This window comes from Streptomyces parvulus, assembly GCF_014648855.1.
Lineage (GTDB): Bacteria > Actinomycetota > Actinomycetes > Streptomycetales > Streptomycetaceae > Streptomyces > Streptomyces parvulus.
Genome location: NZ_BMRX01000019.1, coordinates 81,584 through 100,438, shown reverse-complemented (window position 1 = coordinate 100,438; position 18,855 = coordinate 81,584). Strand labels below are relative to the sequence as shown.

The 18,855-nt window shown below is 74.1% G+C and carries 17 protein-coding genes; 11 read left to right on the top strand and 6 right to left on the bottom strand.

What is annotated here, in order from left to right; genetic code table 11:
- The first annotated feature begins 81 nt into the window (after nucleotides 1-81).
- The 10 genes from IE108_RS30900 (at nucleotide 82) to IE108_RS30855 (ending at nucleotide 13,318) form a co-directional block, all read left to right on the top strand.
- The gene (locus IE108_RS30900) at nucleotides 82-1,758 is read left to right on the top strand and encodes an NAD(P)/FAD-dependent oxidoreductase (RefSeq protein ID WP_064726278.1); all 1,677 of its coding nucleotides are present in this window, start codon (nucleotides 82-84) and stop codon (nucleotides 1,756-1,758) included.
- On the top strand, nucleotides 1,755-3,245 hold the full coding sequence (locus tag IE108_RS30895; protein WP_064726279.1) for an ATP-binding protein: 1,491 nt from the start codon (nucleotides 1,755-1,757) through the stop codon (nucleotides 3,243-3,245). Before IE108_RS30900 ends, IE108_RS30895 begins: the two co-directional genes overlap by 4 nt.
- Nucleotides 3,242-3,595 (top strand): UBP-type zinc finger domain-containing protein, encoded by a 354-nt coding sequence (locus tag IE108_RS30890; protein ID WP_064726280.1) that lies wholly within the window; start codon nucleotides 3,242-3,244, stop codon nucleotides 3,593-3,595. The genes IE108_RS30895 and IE108_RS30890 overlap by 4 nt, the downstream gene beginning before the upstream one ends.
- Before the next feature lie 52 nt (nucleotides 3,596-3,647).
- A complete protein-coding gene (locus tag IE108_RS30885) occupies nucleotides 3,648-6,623 on the top strand; it encodes a helix-turn-helix transcriptional regulator (RefSeq protein WP_064726281.1) in 2,976 nt (991 codons plus the stop codon).
- A 120-nt stretch (nucleotides 6,624-6,743) separates the two neighbouring features.
- On the top strand, nucleotides 6,744-8,045 hold the full coding sequence (locus IE108_RS30880) for a CAP domain-containing protein (RefSeq protein ID WP_064726282.1): 1,302 nt from the start codon (nucleotides 6,744-6,746) through the stop codon (nucleotides 8,043-8,045).
- Between the two features lie 64 nt (nucleotides 8,046-8,109).
- Nucleotides 8,110-8,787 carry an AIM24 family protein gene (locus IE108_RS30875; RefSeq protein ID WP_064726283.1) on the top strand — a complete coding sequence of 226 codons (678 nt, stop codon included), beginning with the start codon at nucleotides 8,110-8,112 and terminating at the stop codon, nucleotides 8,785-8,787.
- Between the two features lie 120 nt (nucleotides 8,788-8,907).
- Nucleotides 8,908-9,867 carry a threonine/serine dehydratase family protein gene (locus IE108_RS30870; protein ID WP_064726284.1) on the top strand — a complete coding sequence of 320 codons (960 nt, stop codon included), beginning with the start codon at nucleotides 8,908-8,910 and terminating at the stop codon, nucleotides 9,865-9,867.
- A 295-nt stretch (nucleotides 9,868-10,162) separates the two neighbouring features.
- Nucleotides 10,163-11,758, top strand: coding sequence for a serine/threonine protein kinase (locus IE108_RS30865; RefSeq protein ID WP_064726285.1), 1,596 nt, complete (start codon nucleotides 10,163-10,165; stop codon nucleotides 11,756-11,758).
- Between the two features lie 58 nt (nucleotides 11,759-11,816).
- Entirely contained in the window at nucleotides 11,817-12,794 is a 978-nt protein-coding gene (locus IE108_RS30860) for an LLM class F420-dependent oxidoreductase (RefSeq protein WP_064726286.1), read from the top strand.
- 98 nt (nucleotides 12,795-12,892) lie between these two features.
- A complete protein-coding gene (locus IE108_RS30855) occupies nucleotides 12,893-13,318 on the top strand; it encodes an SsgA family sporulation/cell division regulator (protein ID WP_064726287.1) in 426 nt (141 codons plus the stop codon).
- A gap of 7 nt (nucleotides 13,319-13,325) precedes the next feature.
- On the opposite strand, the gene IE108_RS30850 is transcribed toward IE108_RS30855, so the two are convergent.
- Nucleotides 13,326-13,829 carry a DUF6328 family protein gene (locus IE108_RS30850; protein WP_064726288.1) on the bottom strand — a complete coding sequence of 168 codons (504 nt, stop codon included), beginning with the start codon at nucleotides 13,827-13,829 and terminating at the stop codon, nucleotides 13,326-13,328.
- A 162-nt stretch (nucleotides 13,830-13,991) separates the two neighbouring features.
- Between IE108_RS30850 and IE108_RS30845 the strand changes: the two genes are divergently transcribed.
- Entirely contained in the window at nucleotides 13,992-14,333 is a 342-nt protein-coding gene (locus IE108_RS30845) for a hypothetical protein (protein ID WP_064726289.1), read from the top strand.
- A gap of 16 nt (nucleotides 14,334-14,349) precedes the next feature.
- Here the strand turns inward: IE108_RS30845 and IE108_RS30840 are convergent, their stop codons facing one another.
- The 5 genes from IE108_RS30840 to IE108_RS30820 all read right to left on the bottom strand — a co-directional run bounded on the left by IE108_RS30840 (nucleotide 14,350) and on the right by IE108_RS30820 (nucleotide 18,781).
- The gene (locus tag IE108_RS30840) at nucleotides 14,350-15,333 is read right to left on the bottom strand and encodes an aldo/keto reductase (protein ID WP_064726290.1); all 984 of its coding nucleotides are present in this window, start codon (nucleotides 15,331-15,333) and stop codon (nucleotides 14,350-14,352) included.
- A 4-nt stretch (nucleotides 15,334-15,337) separates the two neighbouring features.
- Nucleotides 15,338-16,567 (bottom strand): FAD-dependent monooxygenase, encoded by a 1,230-nt coding sequence (locus tag IE108_RS30835; protein ID WP_064726291.1) that lies wholly within the window; start codon nucleotides 16,565-16,567, stop codon nucleotides 15,338-15,340.
- 93 nt (nucleotides 16,568-16,660) lie between these two features.
- Nucleotides 16,661-17,368, bottom strand: coding sequence for a ribonuclease H family protein (locus IE108_RS30830; protein WP_064726292.1), 708 nt, complete (start codon nucleotides 17,366-17,368; stop codon nucleotides 16,661-16,663).
- A 30-nt stretch (nucleotides 17,369-17,398) separates the two neighbouring features.
- The gene (locus IE108_RS30825; RefSeq protein WP_064726293.1) at nucleotides 17,399-18,196 is read right to left on the bottom strand and encodes a VOC family protein; all 798 of its coding nucleotides are present in this window, start codon (nucleotides 18,194-18,196) and stop codon (nucleotides 17,399-17,401) included.
- 102 nt (nucleotides 18,197-18,298) lie between these two features.
- Nucleotides 18,299-18,781, bottom strand: coding sequence for a VOC family protein (locus IE108_RS30820; protein ID WP_064726294.1), 483 nt, complete (start codon nucleotides 18,779-18,781; stop codon nucleotides 18,299-18,301).
- Between the last annotated feature and the right edge of the window lie 74 nt (nucleotides 18,782-18,855).

The following is an 18,855-nucleotide window of genomic DNA, read 5'->3' as shown; positions in this document are numbered from 1 at the left end:
ATCGAACATACGATGGGCTTCAGGCCGGTGCGGTGACGGGGACGCCGGGCCGTGAACCCGGCCGCTCGACGTGGGGGACGCATGGCACAGGACGACGGGGCGACGCGGACCGTCATCATGACCGTGGACGACGACCCGGGGGTCTCCCGGGCCGTCGCCCGTGACCTGCGGCGGCGCTACGGCGCGACGTACCGCATCGTGCGCGCGGAGTCCGGCGAGTCGGCACTCGACGCGCTGCGCGAGCTGAAACTGCGCGGCGACCTGGTGGCGGTGCTCCTGGCCGACTACCGGATGCCGCAGATGAACGGCATCGAGTTCCTGGAACGGGCGATGGACGTGTATCCGGGTGCCCGGCGGGTGCTGCTGACGGCCTACGCGGACACCGGCGCGGCGATCGACGCCATCAACGTGGTCGACCTGGACCACTACCTGCTCAAGCCCTGGGACCCGCCCGAGGAGAAGCTCTATCCGGTCGTCGACGACCTGCTCCAGGCGTGGCGCGCCGGCGACCACCGGCCGGTGCCCAGCACCAAGGTCGTCGGGCACCGCTGGTCGGCGCGGTCCTCGGAGGTCCGCGAGTTCCTGGCCCGCAACCAGGTGCCGTACCGCTGGTACTCCTCCGACACGCCGGAGGGGCAGCGGCTGCTGTCGGCCGCGGGGCAGGACGGGCAGCGGCTGCCGGTGGTGGTCACACCGGACGGGACACCGCTGGTGGAGCCGGAGGCGCCCGACCTCGCGGCGCACGTGGGCCTGGCGACGACGCCGACCTCGGACTTCTACGACCTGGTGGTGATCGGCGGCGGCCCGGCCGGGCTCGGCGCCGCCGTGTACGGCGCCTCCGAGGGGCTGCGCACGGTGCTGGTGGAGAGGTCGGCGACCGGCGGCCAGGCCGGGCAGAGCTCACGCATCGAGAACTACCTGGGCTTCCCCGACGGCGTCTCGGGCGGACAGCTCACCGAGCGGGCGAGGCGGCAGGCGGCGAAGTTCGGCGCCGAGATCCTCACCGCGCGGGAGGTGACCGGGCTGGAGGCCAACGGCGCGGCGCGGGTCGTCCGCTTCTCCGACGGCTCCGCGGTCGCCGCGCACAGCGTGATCCTGGCGACCGGCGTGTCCTACCGGCAGCTCGCCGCGCCGGGCGCGGACGACCTGACCGGCTGCGGGGTGTTCTACGGTTCGGCGCTGACCGAGGCCGCCTCCTGCCAGGGCCACGACGTGTACATCGTCGGCGGCGCCAACTCGGCGGGCCAGGCGGCGATGTACCTCGCGCGGGGCGCCAAGTCGGTGACGCTGCTGGTGCGCGGCGCCTCCCTGGCGGCGTCGATGTCGCACTACCTGGTCCAGCAGATCGAGGAGACGCCCAACATCCACGTCCGCTGCCACACCGTGGTCGAGAGCGCCCACGGCGACGGCAGGCTGGAGCGGCTGACGCTGCGCGACGCGGGGGCCGGCGACACCGAACAGGTCGACGCGCAGTGGCTGTTCGTGTTCATCGGCGCGGCTCCGCTGACCGGCTGGCTGGACGGCACGGTGCTGCGGGACGAGCGCGGGTTCATCCTCGCCGGTCCCGATCTCACCGTGGACGGGCGGGCGCCGGCCGAGTGGGACCTGGACCGTCCGCCCTACCACCTGGAGACCAGCGTCCCGGGCGTGTTCGTGGCGGGCGACGCCCGCGCCGAGTCCGCGAAACGGGTCGCGTCCGCCGTCGGAGAGGGAGCCATGGCCGTGATGCTCGTCCACCGCTACCTGGAGCAGTCGTGAGCGGGCGGCCGGCGCCGTGCGCCCCCGAGGAGATCGGGAAGCTGTTCCTGTTCGAGAAGCTGTCCCCCGAGCAGCTGGGCCGGCTGTGCGCGGAGGGACGCGTCGAGGTCTTCGAGCCCGGCCCGGTGTACACCGAGGGCGAGGACGCGACCTGCTTCTACGTGATGCTCGAGGGCACCGTCGTCCTCTCCCGCCGGGTCGGCGTCGACGACGTGGAGACCAACCGCACCTCGCAGCGCGGCGTGTACGCGGGCGCGATGCAGGCGTACGTGGGTGACCGGCTGCCGCAGGTCTACAACAACTCCATGCGGGTCACCGAGCCGACGCGGTTCTTCGTGCTGCCCGCCGAGACGTTCGCGGCCGTCATGCGGGAGTGGTTCCCGATGGCGGTGCATCTGCTGGAGGGGCTCTTCTTCGGCTCCAAGAGCACCCAGCGCGCGGTCGGGCAGCGCGAGCGGCTGCTGGCGCTGGGCTCGCTGTCGGCGGGTCTCACGCACGAGCTGAACAACCCGGCGGCGGCCGCGGTGCGGGCGACGGCGACGCTGCGGGAGCGGGTGGCGAAGATGCGGCACAAGCTGGCCGTGATCGCCGAGGGCCCGTTCTCCCGCGACGCGCTGGCCGGGCTCATCGAGATCCAGGAGCGGACCGCCGAGCAGGTCGCGAAGGCACCCGCCCTCAGCCCGCTGGAGGCCTCCGACCGGGAGGACGCCCTCACCGACTGGCTGGAGGACCGCGGCATCGACCACGGCTGGCAGCTCGCACCGACCTTCGTGCAGGCCGGGCTGGACACCGACTGGCTGGAGCAGGTCGCGGCCGCCGTCGACGAGGAGATCCTGCCGGGAGCGGTCGGCTGGCTGAACTACACGGTCGAGACCGAGCTGTTGATGAACGAGATCGCGGACTCCACGGCCCGCGTCTCCCACCTCGTCGATGCCGCCAAGCAGTACGCGCAGCTGGACCGGGCGCCGTACCGCACCGTCGACGTCCACGAACTCCTCGACAGCACCCTGCTGATGCTGTCGGGCAAGATCGGCCCGCGGATCGAGGTCGTCAAGGAGTACGACCGCACGGTGCCGAAGGTCCCGGCGTACCCGGCGGAGCTGAACCAGGTGTGGACCAACCTGATCGACAACGCGGTCGCCGCGGTGAACGCCGCGGGCGGCGACGGCACCCTGACGGTGCGCACCGCGCTCCACGACGACCGGCTGCTCGTGGAGTTCCGCGACACCGGCACCGGGATCGACCCGGAGATCCGCGAGCGCATCTTCGACCCGTTCTTCACCACCAAGCCGGTGGGCGAGGGAACCGGGCTGGGCCTGGACATCTCCTGGCGGATCGTGGTCAACAAGCACCACGGCACCCTCCAGGTGGAGTCCGAGCCGGGCGACACCCGGTTCCAGGTGCTCCTGCCGCTCACCGCCGACGAACCCGAACCCACCGACGAACCCGATCCCGCCGAGCAGACGGCACGAGAGGAGACGCCATGACCGGCGACACCGGAATCGACCCGACCGCCCCGCCGAGCGGCAGCGGCTGCGCCGAGTGCGACGCGGCCGGCGGCTGGTGGTTCCACCTGCGGCGTTGCGCGACCTGCGGCCACGTCGGCTGCTGCGACAGCTCTCCGGGGCAGCACGCCACCGGGCACTACACCTCCACCGGGCACCCGCTGGTGCAGAGCTTCGAGCCCGGCGAGGAGTGGTACTGGGACTACGCGGCCAACGAGCTGTACGAGTCCGGTCCGGCCCTCGCGCCGCCGACCGGCCACCCCGCGGACCAGCCCGCACCCGGCCCGGCCGGCCGGGTCCCCGCCGACTGGGCCGGCGCGCTGAGGCGCTGACCGCCGAAAGGCACCGCGCGAGCGGGAGGCGCTGTCGGACCCGCGTGTCAGGATGGGCGGCGTGCCGCAGACCTCACTCACCAGCCCTCTCGTCGGCCGCGAGGACGAACTCGCGCGTCTCACCGGCGTCCTGGAGCGCGCCCGCGCCGGGGAGGCCCGCGCGGTGCTCGTCGCCGGGGACGCCGGGGTCGGCAAGACCCGGACGCTGGACGAGGTCGCGGCCCGAGCCGCCGGGGCCGGGACCACGGTGCTCACCGGGCACTGCGTGGACCTGGGCGACGTGGGTCTGCCCTATCTGCCGTTCACCGAGATCCTCGGCGCGCTGGCGGCCGACGAGCGGTTCGCCGGGGTGCTGGCCGCCCACCCGGTGGCCGACCGGCTGCTCGGCGGCGGCCCCGAGGACGGGGGCGGGGCGGACCGGTCGCGGCTGCGGCTGTTCGAGGGCGTGGCCGCGCTGCTCACCGAACTCGCGGAGGTCGCGCCCCTGCTGCTGGTCCTGGAGGACCTGCACTGGGCCGACCAGTCCTCCCGCGACCTGCTGAGGTTCCTGCTCAGCCGGGGCGTGCTGCAGCGTCCCGCCGGCGGCGCCCGGGGCCACCGGCTCGCGGTGCTCGCCTCCTACCGGGCGGACGACCTGCACCGCCGCCATCCGCTGCGCCCGCTGCTGGCCGAGCTGGTGCGGCTGCCCGCCGTGGAGCGGCTGGAGCTGCGTCCCCTGCCGGACGCCGACGTCGCCCAGCTGGTCCGTGCGCTGCGGGACCGGCCGCTGCCGGACACCACCGTGCACCGGATCGTCGAACGGGCCGAGGGCAACGCGTTCTACGCGGAGGAACTGGTGGCGGCCACGGACGCGCCCGCGGGAGGCGTGCCCAGCGGCCTGGCCGACGTGCTGCTCATCCGCTTCGAGCAGTTGTCCGAGACCGCGCAGCAGGTGCTGCGGACCGCCGCCGTCGCCGGGCGGCGGGTGGGGCACGGCCTGCTGCGGGACGCCGTCGGGCTGCCCGAGGAGGAGCTGGAGGCGGCGCTGCGCGAGGCCGTGGAGCGGCAGTTGCTCGTCTCCGCCGACGGCGGCACCTACTCGTTCAGGCACGCCCTCGCCCGGGAGGCGGTCTACGCCGACCTGCTCCCCGGCGAACGGGCCCGGCTGCACGGCGGGTTCGCCCGGCTGCTCGCGGGCCCCGGCCGCAGGTCGGACAGCGCCGCCGAACGCGCCCACCACTACCGCGAGAGCCACGACCTGCCGGAGGCGCTGGCCGCCTCGCTGGAGGCCGCGGACCACGCCCAGCGCGTCGGCGCGCCCGCCGAGGAACTGCGGCACGTGGAGACCGCCCTGGACCTGTGGTCGGCGGTGGACCCGGCCGCGCGTCCCGCCGGGCCCGACGCCGTGACGCTGACGCTGCGCGCCTCGGCGGCCGCCGTGCACGCCGGGGAGCTGCACCGGGCGGTGTCCCTGACCCGCTCGGCGCTGGCGGGACTCGGCCAGGACGCCGACCTGGAGCTGGCCGCCCGGGTGCGCTACACACTCGCCGGGAACCTGCTCAGTGTCGACAACCAGTCCGCGGCGTACGCGCACAGCAGCGAGGCGCTCGGCCTGATCCCCGCCGATCCGCCGTCGGCGACCTGGCTGTGGGCCGCGGCCACGCATGTGACGGCGGCCCGCCAGGTCGGGGAGAACGGCTCGGCGCGGGAGGTGGGGCGCCGGGCCCTCGCGGTGGCGGAGGAGCTGGGCGTCACCGACGCCCGCGCCGACCTTCTGATCTCCCTCACCAGCCTGGAGGGCGCCAACCGCGCGACCCCGCAGGGCCGCGAGCGGCTCTTCGAGGCGCGGGAGCTGGCGCGGCGGGCGGGCAACGCGCCGGTGGAGCTGCGCGCCCTGTTCAACCTGGCCATCGGCAGCTTCGAGTCCGGCGACCCGGAGGAGTGCCTGACCTGGGCGTCGGAAGGCCTGGACCGGGCCCGCCGCGCCGGGCTGCTGTCCTCGCCGTATCCGCGGGAGATGCGGTACCTGCGGCTCCTGGTGCGGTACACGCTGGGACAGTGGGACGAGTGCGTGCGGGAGTCCGAGGAGGACGGCGGACCGCTGCCCGCCTCGGGCGGCCACGCCCTCGGTCCCGGGCTGTACGTGGCCCTGGCACGCGGCGACGAGGCGGCCGCCGACCGGGCGCGGGCGCTGCTGGAGGGGCCGTTCGACTGGATGGCCAGGCTGGTCGGGGGCATCGTGCTGACCGACGCCGCCGCCCTGCGCGGGGACGCGGAGGGCGCGGTGCGGTCGATGCGGTCCACCGTCGAGGCGCTCACCGACGACGTGGGCACGCCTCCCCTGGCCACCGTCAGGCTCGCCGCGCTCGCCCTGTCGGCGGTCGCGGACACTGTGGTGGAGCTGCGCAGGGCCGGCGACGAGACCTGCGCCGCCCGGTGGGCCGGGACCGCGGCGACGCTGGTGGAGCAGGCCCGGTCGTCGGCCGGGTACGGGGAGGACGGGACGGCGCCCCAGGGCCCCGAGGGCCAGGCCTGGCTGGCCCGGGCGGAGGCGGAGTGGGGACGCACGACGGGTTCCGGGCCGGATCCGGGAGCCTGGGAGAAGGCGGTGGCGGCCTTCACCTTCGGCGACGTCTACGAACGGGCGCGGTGCCGGCTGCGGTGGGCGGAGGCCCTGCTGGCGGCCGACCGCCGCGCGGAGGCGGCCGCCGAGGCGGAGGCGGTGCGCCGGGACGCCGACCGGCTCGGCGCCCGGTTGCTGCGCGAGCGCCTGGACGACCTCGTGCGGCGCGGCCGTCTCACCGACCCTGCGCCCGGCGGCGGGGAGGGGGCCGCGCTGCTCACCGCCCGGGAGCGGGACGTGCTGCGGCTGCTCGCCCTGGGGCACAGCAACCGCCGTATCGGGGAGGAGTTGTTCATCAGCGCCAAGACCGCGAGCGTCCACGTCTCCAACATCCTCGGCAAGCTGCACGCGGCCAGCCGCACCGAGGCCGTCGCCGTCGCGTACCGGCAGGGACTGGTCGCCGCGGAGCCGGCCCCGTCGGACTGAGACACGGGCGCGGACGACGGGAACCAGGGCCGCCCGGCGCACGTTGACCCGGCACCGAAACCCGTACGCGAGGCCCCACCCGCACACCCGGAGCGCGAACACACGACACAGGGCGGCACGATGAGCGAGTTGGTCCCCGGGGGCAACGTCCCCCTGCCCGGCGGCCCCGTGACGGTTCGGGTGCCCGGCGCCTTCGACGTGTCGGCGCTCGTCACGGACGACGGAGGAAAGGTCGGCGGGGACGGGGACTTCGTCTTCTACAACCAGCCGCGGGCCCCCGGCGCCCGGCTCGCCGACGGCACGCTCACCGTCGATCCCGCCCGGCTGCGGCCCGGCGCGACCCGGGTGACGGTGGTGGTCAGCCCGTCCGACCCCGAAACCGCGCTCGGCGCGCTCCCCGCCCCCGTCCTGCACGTCACCGACGCCGCCGGCCGCACCCTGGCCCGGTTCACCCCCGCGCGCCCCGGCTCCGAGACGGTGCTGCTGCTGGCGGAGCTGTACCGGCGCGGGGCGGGCTGGAAGCTGCGCGCCCTCGGCCAGGGGTACGCCGACGGACTCGCCGGGCTGGCCCGGGACTTCGGGGTGGACGTGCTCGACGACGCCGCCCCGCCCACCGCGCCGGGCCCGCCGACCGTGCCCGACGCGGACGCGGACGGCTTCCTCGGCCTGGTCAACGCCGCCCGGACGGCGGCCGGTTCACCCCCCATCACGGCGGACGCCCGGTTGCACGCCGCGGCCGGGGCGCACGCCGCCGCCATGGCCGCCGCGGGCACGCTGAGCATCGAGACCCGGGACGGCGTCTCGGTCCACCAGCGCGCCGTCTCGGCCGGGTTCGCCTACCTCACCGTCGGCGAGCACCTGGTCTCCGGACCGCGCACGCCCGCCGAGTTCGTCGCGTACTGCCAGGGCACCGAGCGCACCCGGCGCACCCTGCACGACACGGCCTTCACGCACGCCGGCTGGGGTCATGCCACCGGCGGCCGCGCGGGCGAGACGTACTGGACGGTGCTGTGGGCCGTGCCGCTCACCCCGAAGGGCCTGGACCGCGTCACGGCCGAGGTCGTCCGCCTGACCAACCGGGAGCGGGCCGGAGCGGGGCTGCGTCAGCTGGCCGCCGACACCGCCCTGACCCGGGCCGCGCAGGCGCACAGCGCGGACATGGTGGCCCGGGACTTCTACGCGCACACCGATCCGGACGGCGGAAAGCCCTGGGACCGGGCCGCCGCCGCGGGGGCCGCCCGGCGCACGGTCGGCGAGAACATAGCCTGCGGCCAGCGCTCCGCGGCCGACGTGGTCGAGGGCTGGATGAACAGCCCGGGGCACCGCGCCAACATCCTCAAGGCCGAGTTCACGCACATCGGCGTCGGTCTGGCCGGCGGCGGACGGGCCGGCACCTACTGGACGCAGCTCTTCGGCGGCTGACCGCCGGAAGGCGGACCCGCGCCCGATCTTGGCGGAACGGCACTCTCCGGGCCAGGATGCCGGTATGAAGGGTGACCTCTTTTCCAGTGAGCACATGGTGCTGCCCGCGAGCGCGCCGGGCATGACCGTCGAGAACTCCAAGTGCATCCGCTACGCGGTGAACGGCGAGATGCTGGCCCGGCAGGGCGCGATGATCGCCTACCGCGGCGGTCTCCAGTTCGAACGCAAGGGCCAGGGCGTGGGCGGCATGCTCAAGCGTGCCGTCACCGGCGAGGGGCTGCCGCTGATGGCGGTGCGCGGACAGGGTGAGGCCTGGTTCGCGCACGAGGCGCAGAACTGCTTCATCGTGGAGGTCGAGCCCGGCGACGAGTTCACCGTGAACGGCCGCAACGTCCTGTGCTTCGACGCCTCGCTGTCGTACCGCATCTCCACCGTGAAGGGCTCCGGCATCGCGGGCGGCGGGCTGTTCAACAGCGTCTTCACCGGGCACGGCAGGCTGGGGCTGGTCTGCGAGGGCAGCCCGCTGGTCATCCCGGTCTCCCCGCAGGAGCCGGTCTACGTCGACACGGACGCGATCGTCGGCTGGTCGGCGGGGCTGCAGACCTCCCTGCACCGTTCGCAGTCCATGGGCTCGATGCTGCGCGGCGGTTCCGGCGAGGCCGTGCAACTGCTGCTCCAGGGCGAGGGCTTCGTCGTGGTCCGGCCGAGCGAGGCGACGCCCCAGAAGGCGCAGCAGCACTGAGGCGGCCCGCTCGGACGGGCGGCGCCGTCGTGCCCGTGGCAAGCGGTTGACCTCGGACGCGTCGCGCGAAAGGGTGCGACGAGGAGTGGATCACCACCCCGCGCCGGAAGGATGACTGCCTTGATCGGGATCAACGAGATCGAAGCCGCGGCCGAGCGGATCGCCGGACACGTCGTACGCACTCCGACCGTGCCCAGTCCCGGGCTGTCCGCACTGCTCGGGGTCCCGGTCACCGCGAAGCTGGAGCTGCTCCAGCGCACCGGCTCGTTCAAGGCGCGCGGCGCGACGGCGAAGCTGCTGTCGCTGACCGAGGCCGAGCGCGCCGCGGGCGTCGTCGCGGTCAGCGGCGGCAACCACGGCATCGCCGTCGCGGTGATGGCGGCCGCGCTGGACGTGAAGGCGACGGTGGTGATGCCGCGCACGGCACCGGCCCGTTCCGTCGAGATCGCCGAGGAGGCGGGCGCGCTGGTGCGGCTCACCGACGGCATGGACAGCGCCTTCGCGCTCGTGACGCGGCTGCGGGAGGAGGGGCTGACCCTGGTGCACCCCTTCGACGACCCGGTGGTGATCGCGGGGCAGGGCACGGTGGGGCTGGAGTTCGACCGGGACGCCGGGGAGCTGACCGACGTGCTGGTGAGCATCGGGGGCGGCGGGCTGATCGCGGGTGTGGCCGCGGCGCTGCGGGCGCGGCGGCCGGACCTGCGGGTGTGGGGTGTGGAGACCGAGGGGGCCGAGGCGATGTCCCGCGCGCTGGCGGCGGGCGGGCCGGTGCCGGTGAGCCTGTCGTCGGTGGTCACCACGCTGAGCGCGCCGGCGGTCTCGCAGGTGACGTACGAGCATGTGTCGGCGCTGGTCACCGAGGTGCTCGTGGTGCCGGACCGGGAGGCCGTCGAGGGGTCGCTGGCGCTCGCCGAGCACGCGAAGGTGTGGACCGAGCCCGCCGCCGGCTGTCTGCTGCCGGCCGCCCGCCGGGTGCTGGAGCGGGTGGGTGACGGCGCCCGGCTCGGTCTGGTGGTCTGCGGCGGGAATTCGACGACCGCCGACATGGCCGCCTGGGCGGACCGCTTCGGCCTGCGCTGACACCGCCTTTCCGGGACCGCACTCCGAATTACCGGCGGTTACCCCGAGGTGGGGCCGGAATTGCGGCGGGGTGCGGTCCGCAGCGGAATTGCGCACCGCACCCCCGCGCGACGACCACCCAGTTCAGGGCTGGTACGGACCACGCGGCCGCATTTCCCGCCTTCTCGCTCGCGCAGACGTTCGGCGCCTTTTGAAGAAGGGTCAGAAAAGGCGTCGGATCGCGCATTCGTTGAACGCGTCCGGGCCGGTTCACCGTATCCCTGTTCAAGCTGAGAGCCAGCGGTGCGAACGAGGGATGGCCATGGGCTGGGCGCAGGTCTCCACACACGAGTTGGTCGCCGGACGGTACCGCCTGCTGGAGGTCGTCCAGCGGGAGGTGAACCGCGTCTGCTGGTCCGGGGAGGACACCGGGACCGGCCGTCCGTGCCTGGTCACGCGGACCGCGCTCCCGCAGGACGAGACGGGGGGCTCGGGCCCGCGGATCACGGGGCGGGTGTTGCGCACCTGCGAGAGCATGGAGTCGCTGTGCCCCGGGCGGATCGCGCCGGTGGTCGACGCGGTCGTCGCGGACGGCGCCCTGTGGACGGTGACCGAATGGGTCGGCGGAGTGCCGCTCGGCGATCTCCTGGAGCGGCAGGGCACGTTCAACTACGTGCGCGCGGCCCGCGTCGGCCTGGAGCTGCTGACCGTGCTGGACGCGGCGCACGGCGAGGGGATCACCCACGGCGAGCTGAGCCCCGGCCAGGTGCTGATGCGCGAGGACGGCTCGGTCGTCGTCACCGGCTTCGGGCTGGCCGGCGCCACCCTCGCCCCGCGGCTCACCGCTCCCTCGTACGCCTCGCCCGAGCAGGCCCGCGACGAGCGGATCGGCCCCGCCGCCGACCTGTGGACGCTGGGCGCCGTCCTCTACACGATGGTCGAGGGACGGCCGCCCTTCCGTGACCGGGGCCGGCCGGAGGCGACGCTGAGGGGCGTGGACCGGCTGCCGCTGCGCACCCCGGTGCGCACCGGCCCGCTCACCCAGGCCGTGCTGGGGCTGCTGCGCAAGGACTCCCGCGAGAGGCTGACCCGGCCGGTGGTCCGCGAGGCGCTCACCCGGGTGCTCACGGAGGACCCGGACACGGCGGTGCACGAGCTCCCGCGCCCCCGGCTGCGCGGGATGTACGCCGCCGCGCGGGACGCGGGCCGCGGACGGGGCGGGCGCCGCACGGTCGCCGGGACCGCCCTCGCGCTCGCCACGGTCACGGTGGCCGTCGTCGCCGTCACCCACGGACTGCCCGGCACGGACGACGGCTCCGCCACCGACGCGGGGCCGCGCCCGTCCGCCCCCACCGCTCCCACGGCCCCCTCCCCCGGGGAACCGGCGCCTTCCGCGCCCCCGACGAGCGCGAGTCCGTCGCCGTCGCGACCGGACGGGGACGCCCTGCCTGCCGGGTTCCGCCGCTACACGGCGCCGGAGGGCTTCTCCGTGGCGCTGCCGGGGAACTGGCGGCGCCTGGACACCTCGCGGGTGCCGGACGGCGCCTACCGCGTCGTCTTCGGCGCGTCCGGCGACCCGCGCACCCTCGCGGTCACCTACAGCGAGCGGGCGGGCGCGGACCCGGTGGCGGTGTGGCGCGACGACGTCGAGCCGGAGCTGGAGCGCTCGGGGGGCTACCGGCGGATCGGCGAGATCCGGGCGACGACGTACCGGGGCCGGGAGGCCGCCGACATGCAGTGGGTGGCCCACGACGACGGCGACCGGGTGCGCACCTTCGGCCGCGGCTTCCTGCTCGGCGGGGGACGCAGCTTCTCACTGCGCTGGACGACCCCGGCCGCCGACTGGGACGACGGCGGGAACGAGCGGACTCTCGCGGCCTTCCTCCAGAGCTTCCGGGAGACGGCGGCCTGACCGCTTCCCTCCCGTTTCCGCCGGTTTCCCGTCGGCCGGGGCGGGGGACCCGGCGGCCATGGCACGTATCGGATACACGATGATGACCGAGCAGGCCGGCCCGCGTGAACTCGTCGGCCACGTAGTGCGGGCGGAGGAGGCCGGGTTCGACTTCTCGGTGACCTCGGACCACTACTTCCCGTGGCTGCGCTCGCAGGGCCACTCCCCGTACGCGTGGAGCGTGCTCGGCGCCGCGGCGCAGGCGACCTCCCGCATCCCGCTGATGACGTACGTGACGTGCCCGACCTTCCGGTACCACCCGGCCGTGGTGGCGCAGAAGGCGGCGACGATGCAGCTGCTGTCGGAGGGCCGGTTCCGGCTGGGACTCGGCTCGGGCGAGAACCTCAACGAGCACGTGGTGGGCGGCGGCTGGCCCTCGGTGGACGTCCGGCACGAGATGCTCCGGGAGGCCCTGGAGATCATCCGCGCGCTGTTCGAGGGCGGCCACGTGAACCACCGCGGCACCCACTTCGACGTGGAGTCGGCGCGGCTGTGGGACCTGCCCGAGAGCGCTCCGCCGATCGGTGTCGCCGTCTCCGGCGAACGCTCCTGCCGGCTGGCGGGCGAGTTCGCCGACCTGGTGATCGCCACCGAGCCGAAGGCGGACCTGCTGGACGCCTTCGACCGGCACGGCGGCACGGGCAAGCCGCGCGTGGGGCAGCTGCCGGTCTGCTACGACCCCGACAAGAACGCGGCGATCGCCCGGGCCCACGACCAGTTCCGCTGGTTCGGCAGCGGCTGGAAGGTCAACTCGGAGCTGCCCCATCCGGACTCCTTCGACGCGGCCACCCAGTTCGTCACCCGTGACGACGTCGCCGCGTCGATCCCCTGCGGCGACGATCCGGACGCCTTCGTGGCCGCCGTGCGACCGTACGTGGAGGCCGGGTTCACCGAGGTCGCCCTGGTGCAGATCGGCGGCGACACCCAGCACGCCTTCCTGGACTGGTCGGAGAAGACGCTGCTGCCCGCGCTGCGCGAGGCGCTGGGGAGCGACTGAGCGGCGGGGACACCCGGACGAATCACCCGGGTGTCCGGGCATCTTGCCGGTGGGCGGGGTACTAGAGGGCTCTACGTCCGTCCCGCTGGAGGCCACTCGTGAACACCGCCGTGCACAGGACCCTGGTCGTCCAGCTCCGGACGGGCGACACCGACCGCTTCCCCGTCCTCGCCCACTTCGGCTACGACGCGGACGATCCCTTCGCCATCACCGTGGTGTTCAGCCACGACGGCCGGGTCCTCGCCCGCTGGACGCTGGACCGGCAGATGGTCGGCGAGGGGCTCACCCGGCCGGTCGGCGTCGGCGATGTGCGCCTGCGGCCCCAGTCGCGGGGTGTGTGGGACGAGCTCCGCGTGGAACTGCTCGGTGACGACCGCCCCGACGGGGGCCGCCACCGGGCCGTGGTGTTCGTCTGGGCCGCGGCCGTCCAGGCGTTCCTGCGCGAGACCTACGCCGTGGTGCGGCCGGGCCGGGAGGGGGTGTGCGTGGACGACTTCCTCGCGGAGCTGACCGCCGAGGGCTGACCCGGCCTCAGCGGGCTGAATGGCGGCGCCGGGTCCACATCGGGATCCCGAACCAGCACACCAGGTACCAGAGGACCACGCCGGTCACGACGTAGGGCACGACGCCGTTGTGGGTGGCGACGCGCAGGATCAGCAGGAGTGAGCAGGCCATGGTGGCGAGCAGCAGCACCAGGCCGAGCACGGTCAGCCGCGACGCCCACCGGACCGCCTGGGGCTTGACCTGCCGCCCCGAGACGAGGCGGTGCAGGGAGACCGGACCGATCAGGGCGCCGGTGGTCACGGCGCCGAGGACCACCGTCACCAGGTAGATCCGCTGGTCGGTGGTCGACAGTTCCTCGTACTTGGACTGGAACACGACGGTGAGCAGGAAGCCGAACAGGATCTGCACGCCCATCTGCGCGACGCGGACCTCCTGGATGAGCTCCGTCCACATCCGGTCGGCGCGCTCCTCCTCGGTCTCGTCGCGGCCTCTGCGCCTGTTCCCGTTCTCCGCCGTCCCCGAGTCAGTCACGGTTCCTCCCGACAGCCGTCGACCATCTGTTCCTCATGGGCATGTCTGTTCCCGCGATCGCCGCGCTCAGGCGCCGGACCGGGAGGAGGACGCCCGGTTTGAGGGAACGGGTGACGGTTACACGGGCCGGACCCACCGGCACGCAGGGAGGAAGTGCGAAGGATGTCCGACACTCAGCTCACCGTGACGCTCAGCGGCGGCGGCCTCGACGACGCGCGGGCGGTCGTGCGCGCGCTGGAGGACGTCTTCGGCGCACCTGACGGGCGCCCGGCCGACGAGGGGGCGACGGTGCGCACCGCGACCTTCGACTCCCCGCCCGCACCCGCTCCGGGATCGGGCCGGTCCGGCGCGTCCCTGTCCGCCCCGGTGACGGTCACCGTCCAGGGCACGCCGCAGGCGGTCGAGGCGGCGAGCACCACGCTGTCGCGGGCGTTCAGCACCCGCGACGAGGGCGCGGCCTCCGGCGACCAGGAACGCGAACGGCAGCTGCTCCTGGTCCCGTGAGGCCGCGGCCCGCCGTCTACCAGCGGCCCTCGACCTGGTCCTTGATCCGGCGGTCGTAGAGATCGCGGACCGCGGCGAGGGTCTGCCCGGACAGCTCCGGCAGCCGGGCGGCGTCGGTGTTGGCGCGTGCCTGCTGGGGCGACCTGGCCCCGGGGATCACCGTGGTCACGCCGGGCTGCTGGACGATCCAGCGCAGCGCCAGCTGGGCCGGGGTGTATCCCTCCGGAGCGAGGGCGGCGAACTCGGCGGCGGCCTCCACACCGGTGGCGAAGTCGACGCCGGCGAAGGTCTCGCCCTGGTCGAAGGCCTCGCCGTGCCGGTTGAAGTTCCGGTGGTCGTTGGCGGCGAAGACGGTGTCGCGGGTGTACTTGCCGGACAGCAGGCCCGAGGCGAGGGGCACCCGCGCGATGATGCCGACGCCGGCCTCGCGGGCGGCGGGCAGGACCTCGTACAGGGGTTTCATCCGGAACGGGTTGAGGATGATCTGCACGCTCGCCACGCCGGGCCGCGCGATCGCGGTGAGCGCCTCGGCGCAGGTCTCCACGCTGACGCCGTACGCGGCGACGCGCTCCTCCTCGACCAGGGTGTCCAGGGCGTCGAAGACCTCGTCGCTGGAGTAGACGGGCGTGGGCGGGCAGTGCAGCTGGACCAGGTCCACGACGTCGACGCCGAGGTTGCGGCGCGACCGGTCGTTCCACTCGCGGAAGTTGTCGAGGACGTAGTTCTGCGGGATCTGCTCGACCCGGCGGCCCATCTTGGTGGCGACCAGCACGTGCAGATCGGGCCGGCCGCGCAGGAACGTGGCGATGGTCTCCTCGCTGCGGCCGTCGCCGTAGACGTCGGCGGTGTCGAAGAAGGTGACCCCCGACTCGGCCGCCGCCTCCAGGACCGTGAGGGCTTCCTTGTCGTCGACGTCCCCCCAGTCGGCGCCCAGTTGCCAGGTGCCGAGGCCGATGACCGACGCGTGCTGATCCGACCTGTCGAAAGTGCGCTCGTCCATGGCGTCAGTCTGTCATCCGCCGGGCGCCCGCGGCTCTGCGGGCCTGCGCGGTCCGCGCCAGCCGAGGCCCCAGCCAGCGCTTGAACCGGCGCAGCGTCTCCAGGCGCCCCGCAGCCCGGTCGAGCCGGTAGTAGAGGCCGGGCGGGACGTACGGCAGCAGGGGCGAGTGGCGCTGTCCGAGCAGGGCGAACATCCGCTCCGGGGCGAGCCGGATGTAGCGGGGCAGGTTCTCGTACCACTGGGCGCTGTGGCGGGCGGCACTCTGCACCGGCAGCAGGGCGGCCCGGCGTTCGCGCTCGTAGTGGGCGAGGGCGTCGGGGAGCCGGGCGTGGTCGCCGAGGGCGCCGGCGAGGCACATGGCGTCCTCCAGGGCGAGCGTGGTGCCGGCGCCGATGGAGTAGTGGGTGGTGTGGGCGGCGTCGCCGAGCAGGACGAGGTTGCCCCGGGACCAGGTGCGGTTGGTGAGGGTGCGGAAGGCGGGCCAGGTGGCGCCGGCCCGGCCGCCGGAGCGTGCGGTGAGCGGATGTCCGTCCAGGACGTCGGCGAAGAGCTTCTCCAGCAGGACCAGCGCCTCGCCCTCGTCGGCCCGGTCCAGGCCCAGCCCGGTCCAGGTCTCGGGCCCGCACTCGACGACGCAGGTGCTGCCGCCGGGACCGAACCCGTATCCGTACGCCCAGATCCAGCCGTGGTCGGTCTCGGTGAAGGCGAAGGTGAAGGCGTCGAAGACCTTGCTGGTGCCGAGCCAGACGTAGCGGTTGCGGCCGGTGGTGGTCTCGGTGCCGAAGTGTGCGGCGTGCCGGGTGCGCAGTGCGCTGCCGACGCCGTCGGCGGCGACGACGAGGTCTGCGTCGGGCGGGTTCTCCCCGGTGATCCCGTGGTCGAACTCCAGGCGCACGCCGAGCGAGCGGGCCCGGGCGGCGAGGATCTCCAGGAGCCGGTGGCGGCCGATGCCGAAGCCCTCGTCGCCCTGGTGCCGGGTGGTGAGGCCGCCGACGTGGGCGACACCGTCCCGCCAGCGCACGGAGTGCTCCTCGACGGCGCGGGCCGATACCGGGTCGTGTTCCCGGAGCCGGTCGAGCAGGCCGCGCCAGTAGGTGACGCCCCAGCCGTAGGTGGAGCCCTCGGGGTCACGCTCGTAGACGGTGATGTCGTGGGACGGGTCCCGCAGTTTCAGCAGGATGGACAGGTACAGTCCGGCGGGCCCGCCGCCGACGCAGGCGACCTTCACACACACCCCTGGTAGGCACTCGTCGCGGTCATGGGGACACGCAGAGTAGCAAGCCGGGGGCGGCCGGGGCGGAGCCACGCGGCCGGGGCCGGGGCCGGTTCAGCCGGCGGCCGCCGTACGGCACTCCGGGTGGCCCCAGCCCTGGTCGTTCTTGGCGATGGACTCCCCCGCCGCGTAGCCGCGTCCGCACAGGCAGCGGCCCGGGAACTTCGCCTTGATGGTGCGGGCCGCTCCCCCGCTCCGGCCGCCGCCGCGGGTGGCGCCCGCCTTCTTGCGCGGCGCCCGGGCGGCCGCGGGGGCGTCGGGTGCGGGCGGGGGCTCCGGGGAGCCGAGGTCGCTGCCCGCGGGCTCCTGGACGACGGCGGCCCGGCTGGCGGCGCGGTCGGCGAAGTCGTTGAGCCGGTCGCCGTCGACCTGGTGGGCGGGTACGTAGCGGAAGTCGACCGAGCGTCCGGTGAGCAGCTCGTCGATGCGGACGACCAGTTCCCGGTTGGCGACCGGCTTGCCCGCGGACGTCTTCCAGCCGTTGCGCTTCCAGCCGGGCAGCCAGGTGGTGACGGCCTTCATGGCGTACTGCGAGTCCATGCGGACCTCGAGCGGCACACCGGGGTCGGTCGACGCCAGCAGCCTTTCCAGCGCCGTGAGTTCGGCGATGTTGTTGGTGGCCCTGCCGAGCGGGCCGGCCTCCCAGCGGACCGGGGTCTCGGAGGCGTCGGCCACCACCCAGGCCCAGCCGGCCGGACCCGGGTTTCCCTTCGACGCCCCGTCGCACGCGGCCACCACTCGTTCACCCATGCGCTCGATCATGCCATGGCCGGCGGGGTGCCCGGACCGGGCTCAGGGGACGTCGGTGACCTTCGGCATCTCCCCCTCGGTCCGGGTGATGTCGATCACCGAGAAGGCCGCGCCCTGCGGGTCGCTCAGAGCCGCGAACCTGCCGAACGGGGTGTCCATCGGCCCGAAGCGCAGGATGCCGCCGAGCGCGGTCGCGCGGGACACGGCCTCGTCGCAGTCGGGGACGGTGAAGTACACGTTGACGTACGGCGGGACCTCGGGCGGGAAGTCGTCCCCCATCGCCATGCGGCCCAGTACGGTCTGCTCGCCGAGGTCGAAGAGGCGGAAGTCCATCCCCTCGTCCTCCATCTGCTTCGCCCGGTACGGGAAGACCTGGGGGAAGAAGGCGTCCGACTTCGCCGGTTCGCGGGTGAAGACCTCGGCCCAGCAGTACGCGCCGGGTTCGGCCATCGCCTCGAAGCCCTCGTGCGTGCCGCCCTGCCAGACGCCGAAGACGACGCCGCTCGGGTCGCGGGCCAGGCACATGGTGCCGAAGTCGCCGACCCGCATCGGCTCCATCACCACCTCGCCGCCGGCCGCCCGGATGCGGGCCGCGGCGGCCGCGGCGTCGGCGGACGCGAGGTAGAGGCACCACTGGGCGGGGCCCTCCTGGCCGGGCATGGGCGGCACGACGGCCGCCACCGCCTTGCCGTTCGCGTAGCACTGGGTGTAGTCGCCGTACTCCGACGACGACTCGCCGAAGGTCCAGCCGAGGACGTCGCCGTAGAAGCGCTTGGCTGCCTCGACGTCGCCGAACATCGCGTCGGCCCAGCAGGGGGCCCCTTCAGGTTGCACGGCCATGGTGCCGCCTCCCGTGCGCGTACTGACCGGTCCGGACGGCAGGGGCCGTCCGCTTCCTCACGCTAGTCATCCGCGGTGCGCCGCGCGCGCCGGAGCGGGGCCTCACTGCCCGGCGTACGCCTGCTCCAGGGCGGCGATGTCGAGCTTGCGCATCGACATCATGGCCTTGTTGGCGCGCGCGACCTTCGCGGGGTCGGGGTCGCGGAACATCTCCTCCAGCCGGATCGGGACGACCTGCCAGGACACGCCGAACCGGTCCTTCAGCCAGCCGCAGGGGCCCTCCTCGCCGCCGCCCTCGGTCAGCCGCTTCCAGTAGTGGTCGACCTCGTCCTGGCTCTCGCAGGAGATCTGGAAGGAGACCGCCTCGTTGAACCGGAACTGCGGGCCGCCGTTGAGCGCGACGAACTTCTGGCCGTTGGCGGTGAACTCGACGGTGAGCACGGTGCCCGCCGGCTGGTACGACCCCTCCGGGTAGTGGGTGACGGGGCCGATGCGGGAGTTCTTGAAGAGGGAGACGTAGAAGTGGGCGGCCTCCTCGGCCGTGCCGTCGAACCAGAGACACGTGGTGAATCCGTCGGTGCTCATGACTGCCTCCTGGGGGCGTCGAAGTGCGTCACCACTGTCGACCGGAGAGGGCCGGGAAACTCATCGGTCCCGGA